The organism is Streptomyces albus subsp. albus (genome assembly GCF_000725885.1).
GTDB lineage: Bacteria > Actinomycetota > Actinomycetes > Streptomycetales > Streptomycetaceae > Streptomyces > Streptomyces albus.
Genome location: NZ_JODR01000049.1, coordinates 1 through 17,082, shown reverse-complemented (window position 1 = coordinate 17,082; position 17,082 = coordinate 1). Strand labels below are relative to the sequence as shown.

Genomic DNA, 17,082 nt, shown 5'->3' with positions numbered 1-17,082 from the left:
CTGCTCGGGGCTGGGGCCGGGGGCAGCTCGGAGGCGGGGGCTTGGGGCTGGGGGCTTTGGGCCGGAGGCTGCTCGGCGGGCTATGGGGCCGGAGGCTGCTCGGGGTCGGGGCTGCTTGGTGGGGGGCCGGGGTAGGGGCGGGCCTGGGGTGGGGGCCGCTGGCCGGGAGCGGCTCCGGGTTGGGGGCCGATACCGGCTGGGAGTGGCCGGTCCCGGGTTCGGTGCCGGCCCCGGGTCGGGGCGGCTCGGACTCCGGCTCCGGGTGGGGCCCGCTACGGGTGGGGGCAGGCTCCCGGTGGGCCCGCTCTGGGGCAGGGCGGGTTGGGAGGGCGGCTACGGGTTGGGGGTCGGCGCCGGCTGGGAGTGGCCGGTACCGGGTTGGGGCCAGCGGGCGTGGTGTGCAGGTGCCCGGTAGGCAGGGCGGAGGGGCCGATTCGGGGCGGAGGCTGGTGGGATTCGGGGCCGGGGTGGAGGCTGGTGGGCTTCGGGGCCGGGGTGGGGTGCTCGGTGGTTCGAAGACGGGTGGGGGTCGGGTGGGGCTGGGGGCTGATGCCGAAGGCGGTTCTCGGATGGGCTGGGGCGTGCGGCTCGCTGCGCAGCAGCGCGCATGGCGGTCGGAGCACTGTGAGCCCTGAGGGCAGGGCGCCTCTCGGCCGGAGCACTGGTGGGCGCCACCTCGCGGTCGGAGCGCCGTGAGCGCTGGAGGTGGAACGCCTCGCCGTCCGGGCCGGTGGCGGCGACGTGCGGTCGCGCCGGATGAGGGCGCTCGGCATTGGGGGCCGACCTCGGCGGGGCGATGGGCGCCCGGCGGTCGGGTGGGGCGGCGTGGTTGTGGGCCCGGGGCGGTGCGGGGCGACCGGAAGCGGGCGCGGCGTCGGGGTGAGGGCCGGCCTGTGGTGAGGGGCAGCCTCTTGGTGAGGGCGGCCTCATAGTGGAGGCGGCCACGTGGTGAAGGCGGCCACATGGCCAGGGCAGCCACGGGGTGAGGGCGGCCTCGTTGTGGAGGTGGCCACGGGGTGAGGGCGGCCACGTAGCGGGGTCGGCACAGGGATGGCGCTCGCAAGGGGCGGGCCTGCTACTTTCGGCAGTGTCGGCGGGTCCGCCCACGGTTTACCGTCGCCGCGTGAAGCACCGACCGACGCCTCGGACCACGACCCACGCGCTCACGGTACTGGCCGCGCTCAGCGCACTGCTCAGCGTGTTCGCCGGCCCGTGGTGGATCGTGCCGACCGTGGTCTGCTCGTTTCTCTCGGGCCACCGCCCCGGTACCGCCCGCACCCCCGCACTGGTGCTGGCCGCCACCCTCGCCGCGAACATGGCGGCGGCCCTCGCCACACCCGCCTGGCTGACACCGGGCACCCGCTTCGTGGCCGTCGCACTCACCGCCGGGCTGCTCTCCTGGTTCGCGGGCCGCTTCCTGCGGCAGTACCGGGAGCTGGCGCGGGCCGGCTGGGAACGCGCCGAGCAACTCGAACGGGAGCGCCGCCTGGTCGCCGAGCAGGCCCGCCTGCGCGAGCGCTCCCGTATCGCACAGGACATGCACGACGCCCTCGGTCACGAGCTGAGCCTCCTCGCCCTCTCGGCCGGCGCCCTGAAACTGGCGCCAGGGCTGGCCCCGGAGCACCGTGAGGTGGCCGAGGGCATCCGTGGCCGGGCGGAAGCGGCGGTCGACCGGCTCGGCGAGGTCATCGGCGTCCTGCGGGAAACCGCCGGGGCCGCGCCCACCCGGCCCGCGGACACCAGCATCACCCGCCTCGTCGAGGAGGCCGCAGCCTCCGGTCTCGCCGTCACGGCGCACGTGGCCGAACGACCGGCGGGCCCCGGGGCGACGGACCCGCCTCCGGCGGTGCTGCACGCGGCGCACCGCATCGTCCAGGAAGCCCTCACGAACGTCGCCAAGCACGCCCCCGGTGCCACCGCCACGGTCCGGGTCACCCACGCGACCACGGACTCCGGGGAGACCGGACTGCCCGCAACCCATGTCGTCGTCCAAAACGGGCCGGCCCCCGCGCAGCTGTCCGACGACACCGCCGGCGAGACCCGCGCGGCCAAGACGGCCGACAGCACCGAGGCGGCCGAGGCGGCTCACGCAGCTGAGACGGCTGACGCGGCCACGCGCGCGGGCTCGGACAGCGTGGCGGGCGCGGACAGCGAGGGCGACGTGTACGGCCAGGGCCCGCGCAGTGAGGCGGGCATCGACATCGGCGGCGCGGCCGACAGCACGCCCGATGCGAGCGAGACGGGCACCACAGACAGCACCGCCCGCACCACGGGTGTCACAAGCCACGCAGCCGACTCCGTACGCGCCCCGAGCACCACCGCGCGCGCCGCCCGGACGGACGGCGACACCCATACAACCGGCGCCGCCCCCTCCTCCGGCGCCACCTCCTCCGGGGCCGCCGCTTCATCCGGCGCCGCCGCTTCATCCGGTCCCGGCGAAGATGGCGGCTCCGCCGCTGGAGAACGTCCGGGTGGGGGCCACGGACTCATCGGCCTCGACGAACGCGTACGGCTCGCGGGCGGATCGTTCCAGTGCGGGCCGACTGCCGACGGCGGCTTCCGTGTGTGCGCCACGCTCCCCCACGTCCGGCCGGCCCGCCCCAGTGGCCCGCCCGCAGCCGGGCCCGTCACTCCCTCGCCGGTCTCGCCCCGGCAGCGGAAGGCACGTCGCGAGATGGGCCGCACGGTGCTCACCGCGGTGACGGCCTGCCTGGCGCTGGGGGCCCTGCTGGGCGGCGTGCTGACCTGGTGGGACATGCTGGTGACACGGCGCGCCGTACTGCCGGCCGAGGACTTCGGGCGGCTCCGCGTCGGACAGGAACGGGACCGCGTCGCGCTTCTTCTGCCCGACGAGCAGACCCGGCGCCGCCCCGCACACACCCCGCCACCACCCCAGGGACCCGGTACGACATGCGAGTTCTACGCGATGACCGCGAACCCGTTCGACGACCGTTCCGGCGACGCCTACCGGCTCTGCTTCCGGAACGGCAAGCTGGTCGCCGCCCAGGAGCTGCGGCCGTGACCGCGGACACCTGGACGAAGGACCCGGCACGATGACAGGGGAGCCCATCCGCGTACTCGTCGCGGACGACGAACCCATGGTGCGGGCCGGCGTGCGCACCATCCTGGGCACCGACCCCGGCATCACCGTCGTCGCCGAGGCGGGCGACGGCCACGAAGCCGTCGAACTCGCCCGGCGGCACCGCCCCGACGTGGCGGTCCTCGACATCAGGATGCCGAAGGCCGACGGCATCCAGACGCTGGCCGCCCTCGCGCGGACAGCACCCGGGACGCGTGCGGTGATGCTGACGACCTTCGGCGAGGACGACTACATCCTCCAGGCTCTGGGCGGTGGCGCCGCCGGCTTCCTGCTCAAGGCGGGCCAGCCGGAGGAGCTGATCGCCGGTGTCCGGGCCGTGGCCGACGGGGCCGCCTATCTGGCACCGAAGGTGGCGGCCCGGGTCGTTGCACACCTGGCCTCCTCCGGTGCCGGGGCCGCGGCAGGACGCCGCACCTCGGCGCGGGCCCGGGTGGACGCGCTGACCCCGCGGGAGCGCCAGGTGCTCTCCTACCTGGGCGCCGGGCTGTCCAACGGGCAGATCGCCCGGCGGCTGCGCGTGGTCGAGGGCACCGTGAAAGCGCACGTCAGCTCGATCCTCGCCGGGCTGGGCGTGGACAACAGGGCGGCAGCCGCCGTGGTCGCGCACGAAGCGGGCCTGGTACCGCCCGCCGCCCACTGAATCGGCCCAGGCCCGGCCCGCAGCCCTGCCCCGGCCCTCGGCGCCCGGCCCCGGCCCGGAGGAGAAGGACTCAGCGCGACGACCTCGACTCCGCCCTCCGTGGCGGCGCGGCCGAACGCCACAGGAACGGCAGGGGACGGGAGCGGGGCCACAGCAGCACCGCCGCCGCCACGACAGCCGCCCCCAGGACGGCACCCGCCAGCACGTCGTGCGGGTAGTGCACCCCGACCAGTACCCGCAGCAACGCGGCGGCGCCTGCCAGCGGCAACGTCACCGCCGCCAGCCGCGGCCACACCAGCGCCAGACCGACCGCGAGGGCGGTGGCGAGCGTGGCGTGGTTGCTGGGGAAGGACCAGTCGCCCGGCGGCGGGCACTCCGCCAGCGGATCGGCGCCCGGTACGGCCCGGCACGGCCGTTCCTCGTCCGCCACCAGTTTCAGCGCTTCGCTCACCCCGTACGCGACGACCGTGCCGAGGCCGGTCAGTACGACACCGGCCGCCAGCACACCGTCCTTCGCCCGCCAGGCCCGCAGGCCGGTCCACAGCAGCAGCAGTCCGAGGACCACCAGTGTGCCCTCGGTGGCCAGCTCGAAGAGTCCGCCCAGCCAGCCGGGACCGTCGCCGGCCGCATCGCTCAATTCACGGTAGACGGAGGCGGAGGTCCCGTCCGTGATCCGTACGGGGTCCTCCCTGCCGAGTCCGCCCGGGGCCAGCGCCAGGAGGGCTCCCGCACCGGCCACCAGTACCGCCACCGCACCGAGCGGACCGCGCGCAGGCGTCCGCCGTCGTGTTCGTCGTTCCGTGGACATGGCCCTGAACGTACGAGCGAAGCGGGACGCGGCCCCGGCCCGAAAGTCGGACCACGAGTTGGTCTTTCGTCAGGGTTGACCGACCACTGCTCCACGGGGCCCGACCAGAACCGGCAGCAGACCGGAGCGGCCGGAACACCACCCCGCCGCGGAGGCCGAAGGCGCACCGGCAGACCCGGCCGTCCTGTGCTCTCAGCCCCTCCGGGAGAAGCGGCGGGCGGCGACCACGAGCATGCCGACGGCCAGAACGGCCACGAAGCAGACCTCCACGGCGACCGGCGGTGTCCAGCCGACTATCTGCGGCGAACCCGCGTACCCGCCCATGTCCAGCTCCCCCGGCAGCGTGCGGCGCACGGCGTCCACGGCGTAGGTGAGCGGGTTGAGGTGCACGACGATGCCCAGCCAGCGCGGCAGCCCCGTCGGGGAGAACATCGCACCCGAGAGGAACATCAACGGCATCAGTGCCAGCCCCATCAGCACCTGGAAGGTCTGGATGCGCTGGATCGTGACAGCCGCCAGCATCCCGCCCGCGGTGAACAGCAGGGCGATCACCGCCACTTCGAGCAGCGCCACCAGCAGCAGCGGATGGTAGGCGATCCCGACAGCCCCGGATATGGCCAGCACCAGAGCCCCGTACACGGCTCCGCAGGTCGCGCCGCCCAGGGAGAGCCCCAGCAGCAGACTGACGCGGCGCACCGGCGCCACCATCGCCTGCCGCAGCATGCCCGTCTGCCGGTCCATCACCACCGACAGCCCTACGGCCAGCGCCGGCGCCTGGGTGGCCATCACCAGCACCCCGGGGAAGAGGTAGCCGCGGAACTGCGCGAAGGCGTCCCCGGCCACCGCACCCATCGACTCCAGCCCCGTGCCCATCACCAGCAGGAACATCACGGGCGTCACCAGCCCCATGACGATCTGCACCTTGGTACGCAGGAGCCGCACCATCTCCCGGTGCCACAGGACTCGCACCGCCCGCAGTTCGCGGCGCACTCCCCCGGGCCCTCGCGCCCGTCCCCCGCCGTCGTACGGCGCCGCCACGGCCCCCGGCCTCCCCGTCACGGCCTCCGGAGCCGTCGCCTCCACGGCGCTCATCGCCGCCTCCCCACGTCGTTGACGGTCAGCGGCCCACTCCGCTCGGCGCGGATGGTCCGCCCGGTGTGGTGCAGGAACACATCGTCGAGCGACGGCGGGACGACGGTGGCGGACAGCACCGGGACACCCGCCTCGGCACAGAAGGCCGGCACGAAAGCCGCACCGTCCGCGACCCGCAGCCGCACCCCGTCGGGACCGGACACCGCATCCAGACCGAAACGCTCCGCGATGACCCGCACGGCCGCGGCGTCGTCCCCGGTCCGCAGCACCACGGTGTCGTGGCCGACCTCCGCCTTCAGCTCGGCCGGACTGCCCTCCACCTCCACCTGACCGCCGTCCATGATGGCGATGCGGTCGCAGTGCTCGGCCTCCTCCAGGTGGTGCGTCGTCAGGAACAGCGTGATGCCGTGCTGCTCACGCAGCTCGTGCAGGTGCTCCCAGATGACAGTGCGGGTCTGCGGATCGAGTCCGGTGGTCGGCTCGTCCAGGAAGAGCACCTGTGGGGTGGTGAGCAGCCCGCGCGCGATCTCCAGACGCCGCCGCATCCCCCCGGAGAACTCCCGCACCGGACGGTCCTTGCTGCCGGTCAGGTCCACCAGTTCCAGCAACGCCGCAACCTTCGGTCGGCTCACACGCCAGGGGATGCCGAACAGCTCCGCGTGGAACCGCAGTCCCTCCTCGGCGGTCAGGTCGAGGTCGAGCGTCGTCTCCTGGAACACCAGCCCGATACGCTCCCGGACCGAGTGCGGCTCGGCCACCACGTCGTGTCCTGCCACGAACGCCCGTCCGACGGTGGGCCGCAACAGCGTGCACAGCATGCTGATGGTCGTCGTCTTGCCCGCACCGTTGGGTCCGAGAAACCCGAAGGTGGTGCCCCGGGGCACCGACAGGTCGAGCCCGACGACCGCGGGCAACTCCCCGTAGACCTTTCCCAGGTCCTCGGTGCGGACGGCGAATTCGTCAGCCACGGCCGTCATCCGCGCCCCCTCCAGCCGCCGGTACCCGTTCCGTCCCCGCCGCCCGAACGGCGATCACCGTCCGGAAGGCACCGATCGCCTCGCCCTCCCCCACCGGCTCGCCGTCCACCTCCAGCCAGGCGTGCGCACCGAACGGCCTGGTACGGAACCCGGAACACCAGTCGGGCCACTCGCCGTGCAGACGGCACAAGAGCGCCGCCGCCACCGAACGCTGGAGGCACCCCAGCCCCGCGCAGCGCACACTCACCGCGACAGCTGCCTGCCGTGCCGCGAGGGCCCGCTCCCGGCCGGCGGGCCGCGCACCACGGCTGAGGACGGTCAGCACCCGGCGCAGCCGCCCCGGCTTGAGCTTGATCAACACCCGGGCCACCCCGACCGCGCACCGCGCCGCCACCTGCCCGCGCAGGCCCGGCCTGGCGGCGCGCTCCCCCACTCCCGGCAGACTCATCGCACCACCACCAGTCCGGCGGCCCGCAACGCGTCGACCAAGCCGCGCACATCGGCGAGTGCCCGTTCCCGGAACCGCTCCCCGCCACTCAGCCGCTCGGCGGCCTCCTGCGGCGTCCGGCCCTCCAGCAGCAGCCGCAGTGCGACGGTGCCCGAACCGTTGAGCCGCCAGAACCGGCCGTCCCTCTCATTGAGCAGAACCGCTCCCGACTCGGTCTCCGTCAGGACGACCTCACGGGGCAGAGCGAGCATCATGGTGCCTCCTTCGTCGGGGCCGCCGAACGCACCGGGGCTCCATGGTTGTCCAGAACTTCGGGGCGCCGAGGGGTTGGCGGACGCGCGGCATCCGGTGACGGCTCAGGGACTGACGGCCGGGCAGTGCCAGGGGCCGAACCAGCAATTTGTGACCGGACAGCGGCCCGTGACCGGTCAGGAGATGGCGGGTCAGTAACCAGTGGCCGGGCAGCGGCAGGCGGTGGATCTGAAACCTGTCGCCGACCCGATCCCGCGCGGTGATCCGATCCTTCGGGCCCGGGCTCTTCCGAGCCCGTCTGCTGCTCCGTACGCAGGGATCGGCGGGCGTCGGTCGCGCGGTCCGGGCCCGTGGCTCTTTCGGAGGCGGCCGGGCCCGGACCCGCAGGCGGGCGCCGCCCCGCTTCCCCCGGATCGGCCTCGATATCGCGGGGGCCCGACGGCGGGGTGCCCGGCAGGGCGGTGCGGGTGTGGGGCGACCGCAACCACGCCTCGACGGCGACGGTCGTCTCCAGATGGGCCGCGTACCGTCCCTCGTCGGGCGGGCTGAGCAGGGCGTTCCGAAGAGCACCGGCGTCAGCGAGACCGCGTGCGCCCAGCCGCAGGGCGGCACACATCTCGACTGCGGCCTCCCTGCCGCGCGCCAGACCTTCGTACAGTTCGGCGCTGAACTCCCCCTTGTCGGTGCGGTCGAGCACGTCATCGGGGACGATGCCGCGCATCGCGGCGACCAACAGCGGCTTGAAGCTGCCGGTGGGCATCCGCTGGGACAGCCTGGCGGAAAGAGCCGCCTCGATCACCCGGTCGTCGAGGAACGGAGCCTCCCAGCCGACCCCGAAGGGCGCCATGGCCCGCGAGGTCTGCCGCATGGTGGTGCCCTCGAAAGCGAGATACTCCAGCACCTGATGCCCGAACCGGTCGCCGTCCAGCGGCTCGGCACCCGCCTCCGCCTCCTCCCACAGCGCCCGGCGGACGAGAGCGACAGCCCTCGGCGTGCTCCAGGCCGGCAACCTGGCCTCTCCCGTCCAGCCGAATCCGGCCTCCCAGCGCTGCGGCGGCGGACTGGTCAACCGCCCTGCCACCGCCCGCAACGCGGAGGGGAACCTTGAACGGTCGGCCAGCCCGCGCACCGTCGCCACCAGCGGCCAGCGGTTCAGCAGCCGACGACGGCGAATCTGCCCCAGCGCCGCACGCGGCTCGGCCCGGAGCATGGCCCACAGCCCGTTGGGCAGCGGACCGAACAGTTCGTCACCGCCGAGCCCCATCAGATGCAGCCGCGAACCCGCCTCGGCCGCCGTACGGGACAGCGCCCGCAGATGGGGGCCTGCCCAACGCCAGTTGAACGGGCCCTCACCCCCGTCCGGCTCCTCGCTCCCCCCGGTGGCGACGGGGAAGAGCCGCATGGCGTGGTCCTGGGGCAGGTCCGTGTGGTGCACGGCCGGCCCGAATTGGGCGGCGGCCCGCCGGGCCCACCGGTGGTCAGGGTTACGCGGATCGAGCGGAACGGCGTGGTACGTGTGCGTGGGCACGCCCAACTCGTCGGCCACGAAGCACAAAGACGTCGAGTCCAGCCCGCCGGACAGATCCGCGCTGATCGCCCCCGCCGACTCGGCCCGCACCAAGACCGCTTCCCGCAACGCGGCCCGTACCCTCTCCGCCGCCTGCGGCAGCGGCACCACCGGCTCCGGCCGCCGCCACCAGTGCCGCTCCCGTGCGCTACCGTCCCGGGACAGCTCCAGCCAGTGCCCCGGGGCGACCCCCTCGATCCCCTGCCACACCGTCCGCCGGGACAACGGCCACGGAACGTACGGCGTCAACAACCGCGCGGCCAGCGCCGTCTCGTCACAGGGGGCCTCCGCGAGTGCGGCCAGCAGCCCCGGAGCACTCCCCGCCACCGTGAGTCCCCTGACGCGGACGGTGAAGATCTGCCGTGCTGTGGACAGTGAGCCCTGGGCCCGCACCTTCCCGTCGAAACTCGCCAGGAGGTGGCAGCTCCCCGCCAGTGAGCGAGCGGCAGCATCCAGCTCTTCCAGCGATCGGGCCCGGTCGAACGCACGGTGCAGCCGGCCGGGGCCACGCCGGGTGTGGCCGACGACGGCCAGCCGGCGCGGACCCGCGGTCAGCCGCTGCACCCGCGATGCGTCCCACCACCCCACCAGCCACGGACGTCCCGAAGCGTGCGGAACGACCGACGCCGCGGCCAGTGCCGGGGTGGTGCTGACGAGATGCTGTGCGGTGGGATGGTCAGGGAAGATGAGGAAGTCCATGTCGTGCGCTTCTCCAGGTCGTGCGTGCGGGCGCCCGCCTCCCGGCCGGGCCCTCCACCTGCCTCTGCGGCTCCGTGCGCGGAGCCTGGTATCCCCTTTCTGCGGGCTGCCGCCTCGGGGCAGCCGCCCATTTCCCGGTCTCCTTCTTCGGGGCGGCCGGCCCCGCGCACGCGCAGGCCCGGCCGGCCCCTCCCCATGCGGCAGGAGGGTCCCGAATGCGCTGAGCAACCCGGTACCGTCCCGGCAGCCCCCTCTGGTGCGCCAGCCGCAGGCTGCCCCGTCGGCATCGGCTGGCGGCTCCGTCGTTCTCGGGCACGGCGCCCGGTGCTACCCCCCGCACCGGGCCCGTGTCGAGCCCGACCACCACCAGTGCCGGGCGACGGCTACCGCTCGGCCTCCGCACTCAGCACTGCCGGATGCCGTTCCCCACGCGGGCCCCGTGACCGGCGCCCGGGTGGCGGCCCGGCACCGGTGACACGGCACCGGTGACAGGACCCGGCCTCCGCCCCGCATTTCCGCGCCGCCGCCGTCAGCACGTGCCGGCCCATGGGCCCACTACTACGACCCGATGACGGCCCCACGTCATTCGGGCGTCGCGGCACACACGGTTCAGGGTGACGGTCCGGCGACGGCACCCATGTACACGTCCGGTGACGTTCCAGCAGGCGGTACCGCCGCCCGTGGCTGTGGCATCGCCCGGCCGCGCGGCCCCGTCGCGGCTTCGCAAGGCACCCTCCCCAGAGCGCTCCCCGTCGGCGGGCCGTCTCATGGCGGGCCGTCCACCGAGCATGCACGCCGATACCGCGTCGGGACCCTGTGGCCGGTGGCCGGAACGGACGACCTCCGGCCACCGGTTCTGTGTGGGCTCAGCGGTGAGGCCGAACTGCGGTGGTCAGATGCACCAGATCGCGCGACCGCAGCCCAGGAAGTCGGGGCAGTCGCCCGACGGCAGGCACTGCGTCAGTTCCTCGAAGTCGCCGAGCTCGGTGAGGGCGGGGGGCTCGTAGGTGTGCTCCATGGATTCCATGAATCCTCCTTGAGAGACATCGGTCGGTCGGGCGATGTCGGCCGATGCACCGCCGTAACCCTTGGACACCATCGAAGTTATGGGCCCCGGTGTCCCTGGAGGTCGGGACAGCCGTCCCGTATGTGTCCCGTTCCGCTCACACCTCCCGCTTCCGGAAGGAGAGCCAGCCGACCACAAGAGCCAGTACCGTCCAGCCGACGACGATGAGAATGCCGCCCCACGGGCCGAGGGCCGGGTCCGCGTCGGCGCCCACTTTCAGTGCCTGGATGCCCGCCTTGTCGGGCAGATACCGTGCCGCTTCCTTGAGTCCGGGCACGGCCTGGCTTATGGGAGAGACGGCGAACAGGAAGACATACATCGCTCCCAGCGCGACGGCCGTGGACCGTACCGCCGTGGCCACCCCGAAGGAGAGCAGCGCGATCAGGGTCAGATACACGGTGCCCAGGGCCATGCCCCGCACGACGCCCGCATCCCCGGCCCCGGCACCGTAGTCGCCCAGCGCCGCCTGGTCCAGGAGGAAGGAGAGCACCACGGTGACCGCTGCCAGGGGCAGCACCACCGCTGTGCATACCCCGGCCTTCGCCGCGTACAGGCGCCAGCGCTGGGGCACCGCCGCCAGTGACACTCTGATCATTCCGCTGCCGAACTCGCCGCTCATCAACAGCACACCGAAGGCGACCATGCCGAGCTGCGTGTACCAGACGATGTTGAAGCCGGAGTCCACGGGATTGAAGTCCGCACGGACCATTCCGTTGTCAGCTCTCAGTGCACGACTGACCGAGGCTCCGGACAGCACCGCAAGACCGACGCTGGCCACGAACGTCCCGGCGAGGACCGCCACCATGGAGCGCAGCGTGCGGACCTTCGTCCACTCCGCATGGATGGCCGCCAGAGTGGCTCCGGCACCCGTCGCGGGGAGCACACTGGGCACACCGACCGCACCCGCGGACGAGTGTCCGGACACCGATGCCGTCATGCCCCTCCCCTTCCGTCGAGGCCGGCCCCCTGGCCGGCCGTGAACTGTGCCGCCCGCGCCGTCATCTCCAAGAACGCCTCCTCCAGTGAGGTGGACTCTCCCGCCAGTTCGTCGTAACCGATGTGGTGGGCGCGGGCCAGCTGCGCCACTTCGCGGCTCTCCAGCCCCGTGACGCGCAGGACACCGCCGGGCTCCTCCTCGGCCCCCGCGCCTGCCTGACGCAGCACGTCACAGAGCCGCTGCGGCTCATAGCTGCGGATGCGCACCACGCTGCGGCAGTGTTGAGAGGTGAAGTCCTCCATGCTGGTGTCGGCCAGCAGCCGGCCCCGGCCGATGATGACCAGGTGGTCTGCGGTGACGGCCATCTCGTTCATCAGATGGCTGGACAGCAGCACTGTCCGGCCGGCGGCTGCCCGCTCCTTCAGTAGGGTTCTGAGCCAGTGGACCCCCTCCGGGTCGAGACCGTTGACCGGCTCGTCGAGCAGCAGGATCTCCGGATCGCCCAGCAGCGCAGCCGCTATGCCCAGCCGCTGCTCCATACCGAGTGAGAAGCCACCGGTTCTGCGGCCTGCCACCTCTTCGAGGCCCACCATGGCGAGCACCTCCCGCACCCGCGCCTCGGGAATGCGGTGGGTGCGCGCGAGCCACAGCAGATGGTGGTAGGCGCTGCGGGTGCGCTGCGTGGACTTGGCTTCCAGCAGCCCACCGACGTGACGCAGTGGGTCCCGCAGTTCCCGGTAGGGCTTCCCGAACAGCAGGGCCTGCCCCGAGTCGGGGCGGCCGAGGCCGAGCAGCAGTCTCAGCGTGGTGGACTTGCCCGCGCCGTTGGGGCCAAGAAAGCCGGTTACCTTTCCCGGCCGCACCACGAAACTCAGGTCGTCCACGGCCCGCGTCGGGCCGTAGCACTTGGTCAGATGCTGGACTTCGATCACGCTTCGAGGATCCCGCCGACGCCATGCCCGCCACATCGGACCGGGCTCCGAAATCTCCGTGCGGACCAGGGGTGGAAGGAACGCGGCACATCCCGCCTCGCTTCCTACCGTGGTCTGACCGACCGTGGTCCGACGTGCACGAGCCCCTCGCAGGGTTACCGTGAGCGAGTGTCCGGCGACTCGGTGGAATCCAAGGAAGGGCAGCGCCATGGCTGGGTGCCCGAAGACCAGCGTCAGGGCTGGGCCCGTGGGGGCCTGAGCCGACGGCAGCTCATCGCGTGGGACGCCGCGGCGGCGGCGGCCTTCGCCCTGTTCTACGCCCTGCTGGCCCCTCTCCAGCCGGGCCACGCCCCGTCTCCGCTGCTCCAGGTCCCGGTGCTGCTGGCGATGAGTCTGCCGCTGGCCGTCCGCAGGCTGTGGCCACGCGCGGTACTGGCGTCCGTCCTGGTGGCCTCGGCCGCCGGCGCCGTGCTCGACATCGTGGTGGAACCCCTGCTGGCGGTGGCCTACGCCCTCTATCCGGTGGCGGTCACCACCACGCGGACCGGCCGCACGCTCCGACGGGTCGTCGTCGCCGGGAGCGCGTTGATCCTGCTGGTCCTCGTCTCCGGCGGTGCCTCGTCGAAGACGTTCGGCTCCGGGCTGCCCGCATGGCTCTCGGGCCTCATCGTGTGCGGGCTGACCTGGGGCGCGGGACAAGCAATCAGGGAACGGCGCGCATACGCCGAACGGGCCGCACGCCAGCTGGCGGTCAGCGCGGTCGCCGAGGAAAGATTGCGGATCGCCCGCGAGCTGCACGACGTGGTGGCCCACCATGTCGGGGTCATCGCCGTGAAAGCAGGGGTCGCCCGCCATGTTGCGGCAGTCGCCCCCGACGAGGCTGCCGACGCGCTGCGGGTCATCGACGAGGAGAGCCGCACGGCACTCCAGGAGATGCGCGGCATCCTCGGCCTGTTGCGCACCGGCCGCATCGGCGAGGAGGACGAAGAGGAGAGCCGCCACCCCGGACGCAGCCTGGCCCAAGAAACAGATGTACGGGCCCTGGTTCGGCGCGCAGGCGCGGCCGGAGTCGCGGTCGAGCTGACCATGGAGGGGCTCGCCGGCCTGCCGGACGGGGTGGCGCGCGCCGCACACCGAGTGGTGCAGGAGGCACTGACCAACGTCATCAAACACGCCGCACCCTGCTCCTGCCGTCTGACCCTGATCGCCCGGCGCGGAGAGCTGTGGATCGAAGTCCTCGACGACGGCGGTGGCAGCGCCGATCGGACCGGCCGGGCCCGTACCGGTGCGGTCGGGGCCAGACGCGACGTCCTCAGACGTGATGCCGCCAAACGCGACGGCGACAGACGTGACGGCACACGGCCCGACAGCACCCGGAATCGGCGCCCCAGCGCGAGTAACCGGTGGGCCGGCGCCAGGAAGGACAACGCACAGCACCCCCATCCCGCAGGAGAGAACGCTACGCAGGCAGGAGGCGCCCTCGCGGAAGAACCCACGCCCGCGACCGCGAAAGAGAGAACCACTACGGACGACCGAAGCGGCACCTCCGAAAGCCGCGGCGCCACCACGGAAGGGAGCACGCATACGAAGCGGGGCGGCGTCACGGACGAGAACGACGCCCCGCCACCGGGCGGCATTGCCGAACCGGGGGGCGCCTCGTACTGGAACTCCGCCCACCGCAACGTCCCCCCGGGGGAAGCTGTGCCACGGAAAGCTTGCCCTCAGGGCGCCGGGCACGGGCTGATCGGCATGCGGGAGCGAGTGACCATGTACGGCGGCGAGCTGACGGCGGGGCCCCAGCCGCGAGGCGGGTTCGCCGTGCGGGCGCGCATCCCGCTGCCCGTCCGTGAGAAGACGCGCCCCTCCGATCCCACCGACACCGCACGGTCCCCGTCCACCAGCGCCACAAGGCCACCCTCGGACACCACCGGTCCGCCCCCTTCAAGCGCCGGCGGCCAGCCCCCGTCCGGCACCACAGGACCGCCCCTCACCAACACCGCCCCGGCACCGCTCCCCACCGACACGGCACCAACACCGCCCCCCGCCGAAGCAGCGCCACCGAACACAACCGGCGGTCCGGGCACCGCCCGGGCCGCCGCCCCAGGCAGTGCCCCCCGGCCGGGCGACCACACAGCTGCCGCCGGGCCGGGCGAGACGGAGCCGGACAGCAGACAGGAGGCGTCAGAGTCGTCATGAGTGATTCCCTCGCCGAGGCGGACGCTCCCCGTGAGCCGGTCCGGGTGCTTATCGCCGATGATCAGGAGCTGCTGCGGGAGAGCTTCCGTGTGCTGGTGAATGCGGAGCCGGGGCTGGAGGTCGTCGGACTGGCCGAGGACGGGGACGCGGCGGTCCGACTGGCGGTGAGCGCATGCCCGGACGTGGTGCTGATGGACGTGCGGATGCCGGGACTCGACGGCATCGAGGCGACGCGACTGATCCGTTCGCACCCGGAGGCGGAAGGGGTGCGGGTGCTGGTGCTGACCATGTTCGACCTGGACTCGTATGTGTTCTCCGCGCTCCGGGCGGGCGCGAGCGGGTTCCTGCTCAAGGATGTAGCGCCGGCCGATCTGGTACGGGCGATCCGCACGGTGGCGTCCGGGCAGGGGCTGCTGGCGCCGAGCGTGACGGCGCGATTGATCGCGGAGTTCTGCAGACAGCCGGAAGGCGCGCCCGCCGTCTCGGACGATCTCGACACGTTGACGGGCCGGGAGCGCGAGGTGCTGCTCCTGGTGACGCGGGGCCTGTCGAACACCGAGATCGCCGCCAAGCTGCACGTCTCGATAGCGACGGTGAAGACCTACATCGGCCGGCTGCTAGACAAGTTGGGGGCGCGGGACCGGGTGCAGCTCGTCATCACCGGGTACGAGCATGGCCTGGTCACGCCCATGGGAGGCCGCTGACGCCGAAGGAAGGGTGGCCCCCCCTGGGCAAGCGGCTGGCTCCCTTGGGCAAGCGGCGGACCAAGCACGGCCGGCCGCCGGGCAAGGGGACGGACCGACAAGGCTCGCCGGGGCCGACTTGTTCCCCACGAGGCTCCCGCAGTTTTTCCGCCTCGTCCGGCCCCCCTTTTCCGCCCCTTCCTGCCCCTTCCCACCCCTACCGGATTACTGTCCGTGAATTCATGGCACACGATTTTTCCATGGCTGCACGAAAGGCACCGCCCCCCGCCACGACTGTCGAATTCACACCTCCGCCGCTTTCTGTTCTGCCCCTATGCCGGCGGCGCGGGCCCGCACGATGGCGGCGTTCCGGTCAGGCACCCCGAGTTTCCTGAAGAGGCCGGTGATGTGGTTGCGCACAGTCTTCTCCGCGAGCACCAGGCGACGGGCGATCCGCTTGTTCTCCCAGCCGAGCGCGAGCAGCTCCAGGATCTCCCGCTCGCGGTCGGTCAGTGTCGGGAACGCCAGCCGGCTGGGCAGTTGAGGGAGCATCCCGATGCCGCCCCACAGCCCCTCGGCAACGCCGGCACCGAAGGCCGCGCCGCCCTCGGCCAGCAGATGCACCGTCCTGAGCAGGGTTCGGGCGCTCACGCTCTTCATCACGTACCCCATGGCCCCGGAGCGGACCATGGACAGGACGGCCGGCGTGCTGCTGTCGGTGGCGGCCACCAGGACCCGGGCGGCGCCACCGGTGCGCAGCCGACCCGACCACTCGGGCGAGGAGCGGAGCATCCGCACCGTTCGGGCCAGCCGGGCCGGGCCCGTTCCGCCGACGAGCACGACATCGGCCCGTGCCAGGAACTGCGACAGACCGTCAGGGGCGGCGCCAGGAAGACGATCCGGAAGGCCGGCCTCCGCGAGGACGGTGATGGTGCCGTCCGTCTCCGCCGCGGCCCGTACACCCATCCGATAGACAGGGTCGTCATCGAAAATTATGAGTCGCACACCCATGCAACACCCCCCGTTTCATGGATCATGAATCCCAAAAGGGAATCCTATCGGGGGGACCAGTCAACAGAAAAGGGGAAACTGTGCAGAAGTGAAGCGCACGGCCGCGCTCCGGGGAATTGGAGCGCTGGTTCCCCGTTGCATTTCAGCCAGTTTTTCACGGCCACTCGGACCATCGCCCACGCGGCCCCTCATGCCACGCCTGCCATCCCGGCTACTCCGCACCATTCGGACCCCACCCGACCCGACGCAGACAACCGGGAAGACCCTCGTCCTCGCCCCCGCCAAGGACCAGCGGGCCCCGGCCCCCTCGCGGGCGCCAGCGGTACACCTCGCCGCGAACCCCGCAGCACGCCCCACTGCGAGCTCTGCGCCACGCCCCCACCCCGAGCACCGCGGCGCGCACAGCGCGAGCACCGCGCCACGCCCGCCCTCACAGCTGGCGCGCCCCGGCCACGGACCCCCACCGCGCAATCGGCCGCATGCCCTGCAACAGGCCCCCTCGCGCGGGCGCCAGCGGCACACCCCACAGCGAACACCCAGCGCACCCACCCAAGGCCCCCACAGCACGCCCCCACCCCGAGCACCGCGGCGCGCACAGCGCGAGCACCGCGCCACGCCCCCACCACAAACCCCGACGGCGCCCCCACCCCGAGCCCCACAGCGCACCCCCACCA

The 17,082-nt window shown here is 72.8% G+C and carries 14 protein-coding genes; 4 read left to right on the top strand and 10 right to left on the bottom strand.

Annotated elements, in window-relative coordinates; translation table 11 throughout:
• Positions 1-1,123 precede the first annotated feature (1,123 nt).
• Together IO40_RS39265 and IO40_RS0132135 are read left to right on the top strand one after the other, a co-directional pair.
• Positions 1,124-3,022, top strand: a complete 1,899-nt coding sequence (locus tag IO40_RS39265; protein WP_016469538.1) for a histidine kinase — start codon at positions 1,124-1,126, stop codon at positions 3,020-3,022.
• A 31-nt stretch (positions 3,023-3,053) separates the two neighbouring features.
• Entirely contained in the window at positions 3,054-3,740 is a 687-nt protein-coding gene (locus tag IO40_RS0132135; protein ID WP_016469537.1) for a response regulator, read from the top strand.
• Positions 3,741-3,810: 70 nt separating this feature from the next.
• On the opposite strand, the gene IO40_RS0132130 is transcribed toward IO40_RS0132135, so the two are convergent.
• From IO40_RS0132130 to IO40_RS0132090, 9 genes are all read right to left on the bottom strand, one after another.
• Complete coding sequence (locus IO40_RS0132130) at positions 3,811-4,548, bottom strand: phosphatase PAP2 family protein (RefSeq protein WP_106963720.1); 738 nt, start codon at positions 4,546-4,548, stop codon at positions 3,811-3,813.
• A 192-nt stretch (positions 4,549-4,740) separates the two neighbouring features.
• Complete coding sequence (locus tag IO40_RS0132125) at positions 4,741-5,640, bottom strand: ABC transporter permease (protein WP_016469535.1); 900 nt, start codon at positions 5,638-5,640, stop codon at positions 4,741-4,743.
• Complete coding sequence (locus tag IO40_RS0132120; protein WP_016469534.1) at positions 5,637-6,617, bottom strand: daunorubicin resistance protein DrrA family ABC transporter ATP-binding protein; 981 nt, start codon at positions 6,615-6,617, stop codon at positions 5,637-5,639. Before IO40_RS0132120 ends, IO40_RS0132125 begins: the two co-directional genes overlap by 4 nt.
• A complete protein-coding gene (locus tag IO40_RS0132115; protein ID WP_016469533.1) occupies positions 6,601-7,065 on the bottom strand; it encodes a lasso peptide biosynthesis B2 protein in 465 nt (154 codons plus the stop codon). Before IO40_RS0132115 ends, IO40_RS0132120 begins: the two co-directional genes overlap by 17 nt.
• A complete protein-coding gene (locus IO40_RS0132110) occupies positions 7,062-7,319 on the bottom strand; it encodes a lasso peptide biosynthesis PqqD family chaperone (RefSeq protein WP_016469532.1) in 258 nt (85 codons plus the stop codon). Before IO40_RS0132110 ends, IO40_RS0132115 begins: the two co-directional genes overlap by 4 nt.
• Entirely contained in the window at positions 7,316-9,583 is a 2,268-nt protein-coding gene (locus tag IO40_RS0132105; protein ID WP_051719357.1) for an asparagine synthase-related protein, read from the bottom strand. Before IO40_RS0132105 ends, IO40_RS0132110 begins: the two co-directional genes overlap by 4 nt.
• A gap of 892 nt (positions 9,584-10,475) precedes the next feature.
• Positions 10,476-10,610 carry a lasso RiPP family leader peptide-containing protein gene (locus IO40_RS37365; protein ID WP_276203808.1) on the bottom strand — a complete coding sequence of 45 codons (135 nt, stop codon included), beginning with the start codon at positions 10,608-10,610 and terminating at the stop codon, positions 10,476-10,478.
• Between the two features lie 136 nt (positions 10,611-10,746).
• A complete protein-coding gene (locus IO40_RS0132095) occupies positions 10,747-11,586 on the bottom strand; it encodes an ABC-2 transporter permease (RefSeq protein ID WP_016469529.1) in 840 nt (279 codons plus the stop codon).
• Entirely contained in the window at positions 11,583-12,518 is a 936-nt protein-coding gene (locus IO40_RS0132090) for an ATP-binding cassette domain-containing protein (protein ID WP_031032529.1), read from the bottom strand. The genes IO40_RS0132095 and IO40_RS0132090 overlap by 4 nt, the downstream gene beginning before the upstream one ends.
• 168 nt (positions 12,519-12,686) lie before the next feature.
• On the opposite strand from IO40_RS0132090, the gene IO40_RS39995 reads away from it, so the two are divergent.
• Entirely contained in the window at positions 12,687-14,714 is a 2,028-nt protein-coding gene (locus IO40_RS39995) for an ATP-binding protein (RefSeq protein ID WP_158706072.1), read from the top strand.
• On the top strand, positions 14,711-15,418 hold the full coding sequence (locus IO40_RS0132080; RefSeq protein WP_041968730.1) for a response regulator: 708 nt from the start codon (positions 14,711-14,713) through the stop codon (positions 15,416-15,418). The genes IO40_RS39995 and IO40_RS0132080 overlap by 4 nt, the downstream gene beginning before the upstream one ends.
• A 282-nt stretch (positions 15,419-15,700) precedes the next feature.
• On the opposite strand, the gene IO40_RS39550 is transcribed toward IO40_RS0132080, so the two are convergent.
• Positions 15,701-16,408 (bottom strand): LuxR C-terminal-related transcriptional regulator, encoded by a 708-nt coding sequence (locus IO40_RS39550; RefSeq protein ID WP_031176632.1) that lies wholly within the window; start codon positions 16,406-16,408, stop codon positions 15,701-15,703.
• Positions 16,409-17,082: the final 674 nt, after the last annotated feature.

Excerpts from the sequence above, each read along its gene's own strand:
- IO40_RS0132135 (WP_016469537.1), top strand. The coding sequence starts at position 3,054 with ATGACAGGGGAGCCCATCCGCGTACTCGTCGCGGACGACGAACCCATG.
- IO40_RS0132130 (WP_106963720.1), bottom strand. The coding sequence starts at position 4,548 with ATGTCCACGGAACGACGAACACGACGGCGGACGCCTGCGCGCGGTCCG.
- IO40_RS0132125 (WP_016469535.1), bottom strand. The coding sequence starts at position 5,640 with ATGAGCGCCGTGGAGGCGACGGCTCCGGAGGCCGTGACGGGGAGGCCG.
- IO40_RS0132120 (WP_016469534.1), bottom strand. The coding sequence starts at position 6,617 with ATGACGGCCGTGGCTGACGAATTCGCCGTCCGCACCGAGGACCTGGGA.
- IO40_RS0132115 (WP_016469533.1), bottom strand. The coding sequence starts at position 7,065 with ATGAGTCTGCCGGGAGTGGGGGAGCGCGCCGCCAGGCCGGGCCTGCGC.
- IO40_RS0132110 (WP_016469532.1), bottom strand. The coding sequence starts at position 7,319 with ATGATGCTCGCTCTGCCCCGTGAGGTCGTCCTGACGGAGACCGAGTCG.
- IO40_RS0132105 (WP_051719357.1), bottom strand. The coding sequence starts at position 9,583 with ATGGACTTCCTCATCTTCCCTGACCATCCCACCGCACAGCATCTCGTC.
- IO40_RS37365 (WP_276203808.1), bottom strand. The coding sequence starts at position 10,610 with ATGGAATCCATGGAGCACACCTACGAGCCCCCCGCCCTCACCGAGCTC.
- IO40_RS0132095 (WP_016469529.1), bottom strand. The coding sequence starts at position 11,586 with ATGACGGCATCGGTGTCCGGACACTCGTCCGCGGGTGCGGTCGGTGTG.
- IO40_RS0132080 (WP_041968730.1), top strand. The coding sequence starts at position 14,711 with ATGAGTGATTCCCTCGCCGAGGCGGACGCTCCCCGTGAGCCGGTCCGG.
- IO40_RS39550 (WP_031176632.1), bottom strand. The coding sequence starts at position 16,408 with ATGGGTGTGCGACTCATAATTTTCGATGACGACCCTGTCTATCGGATG.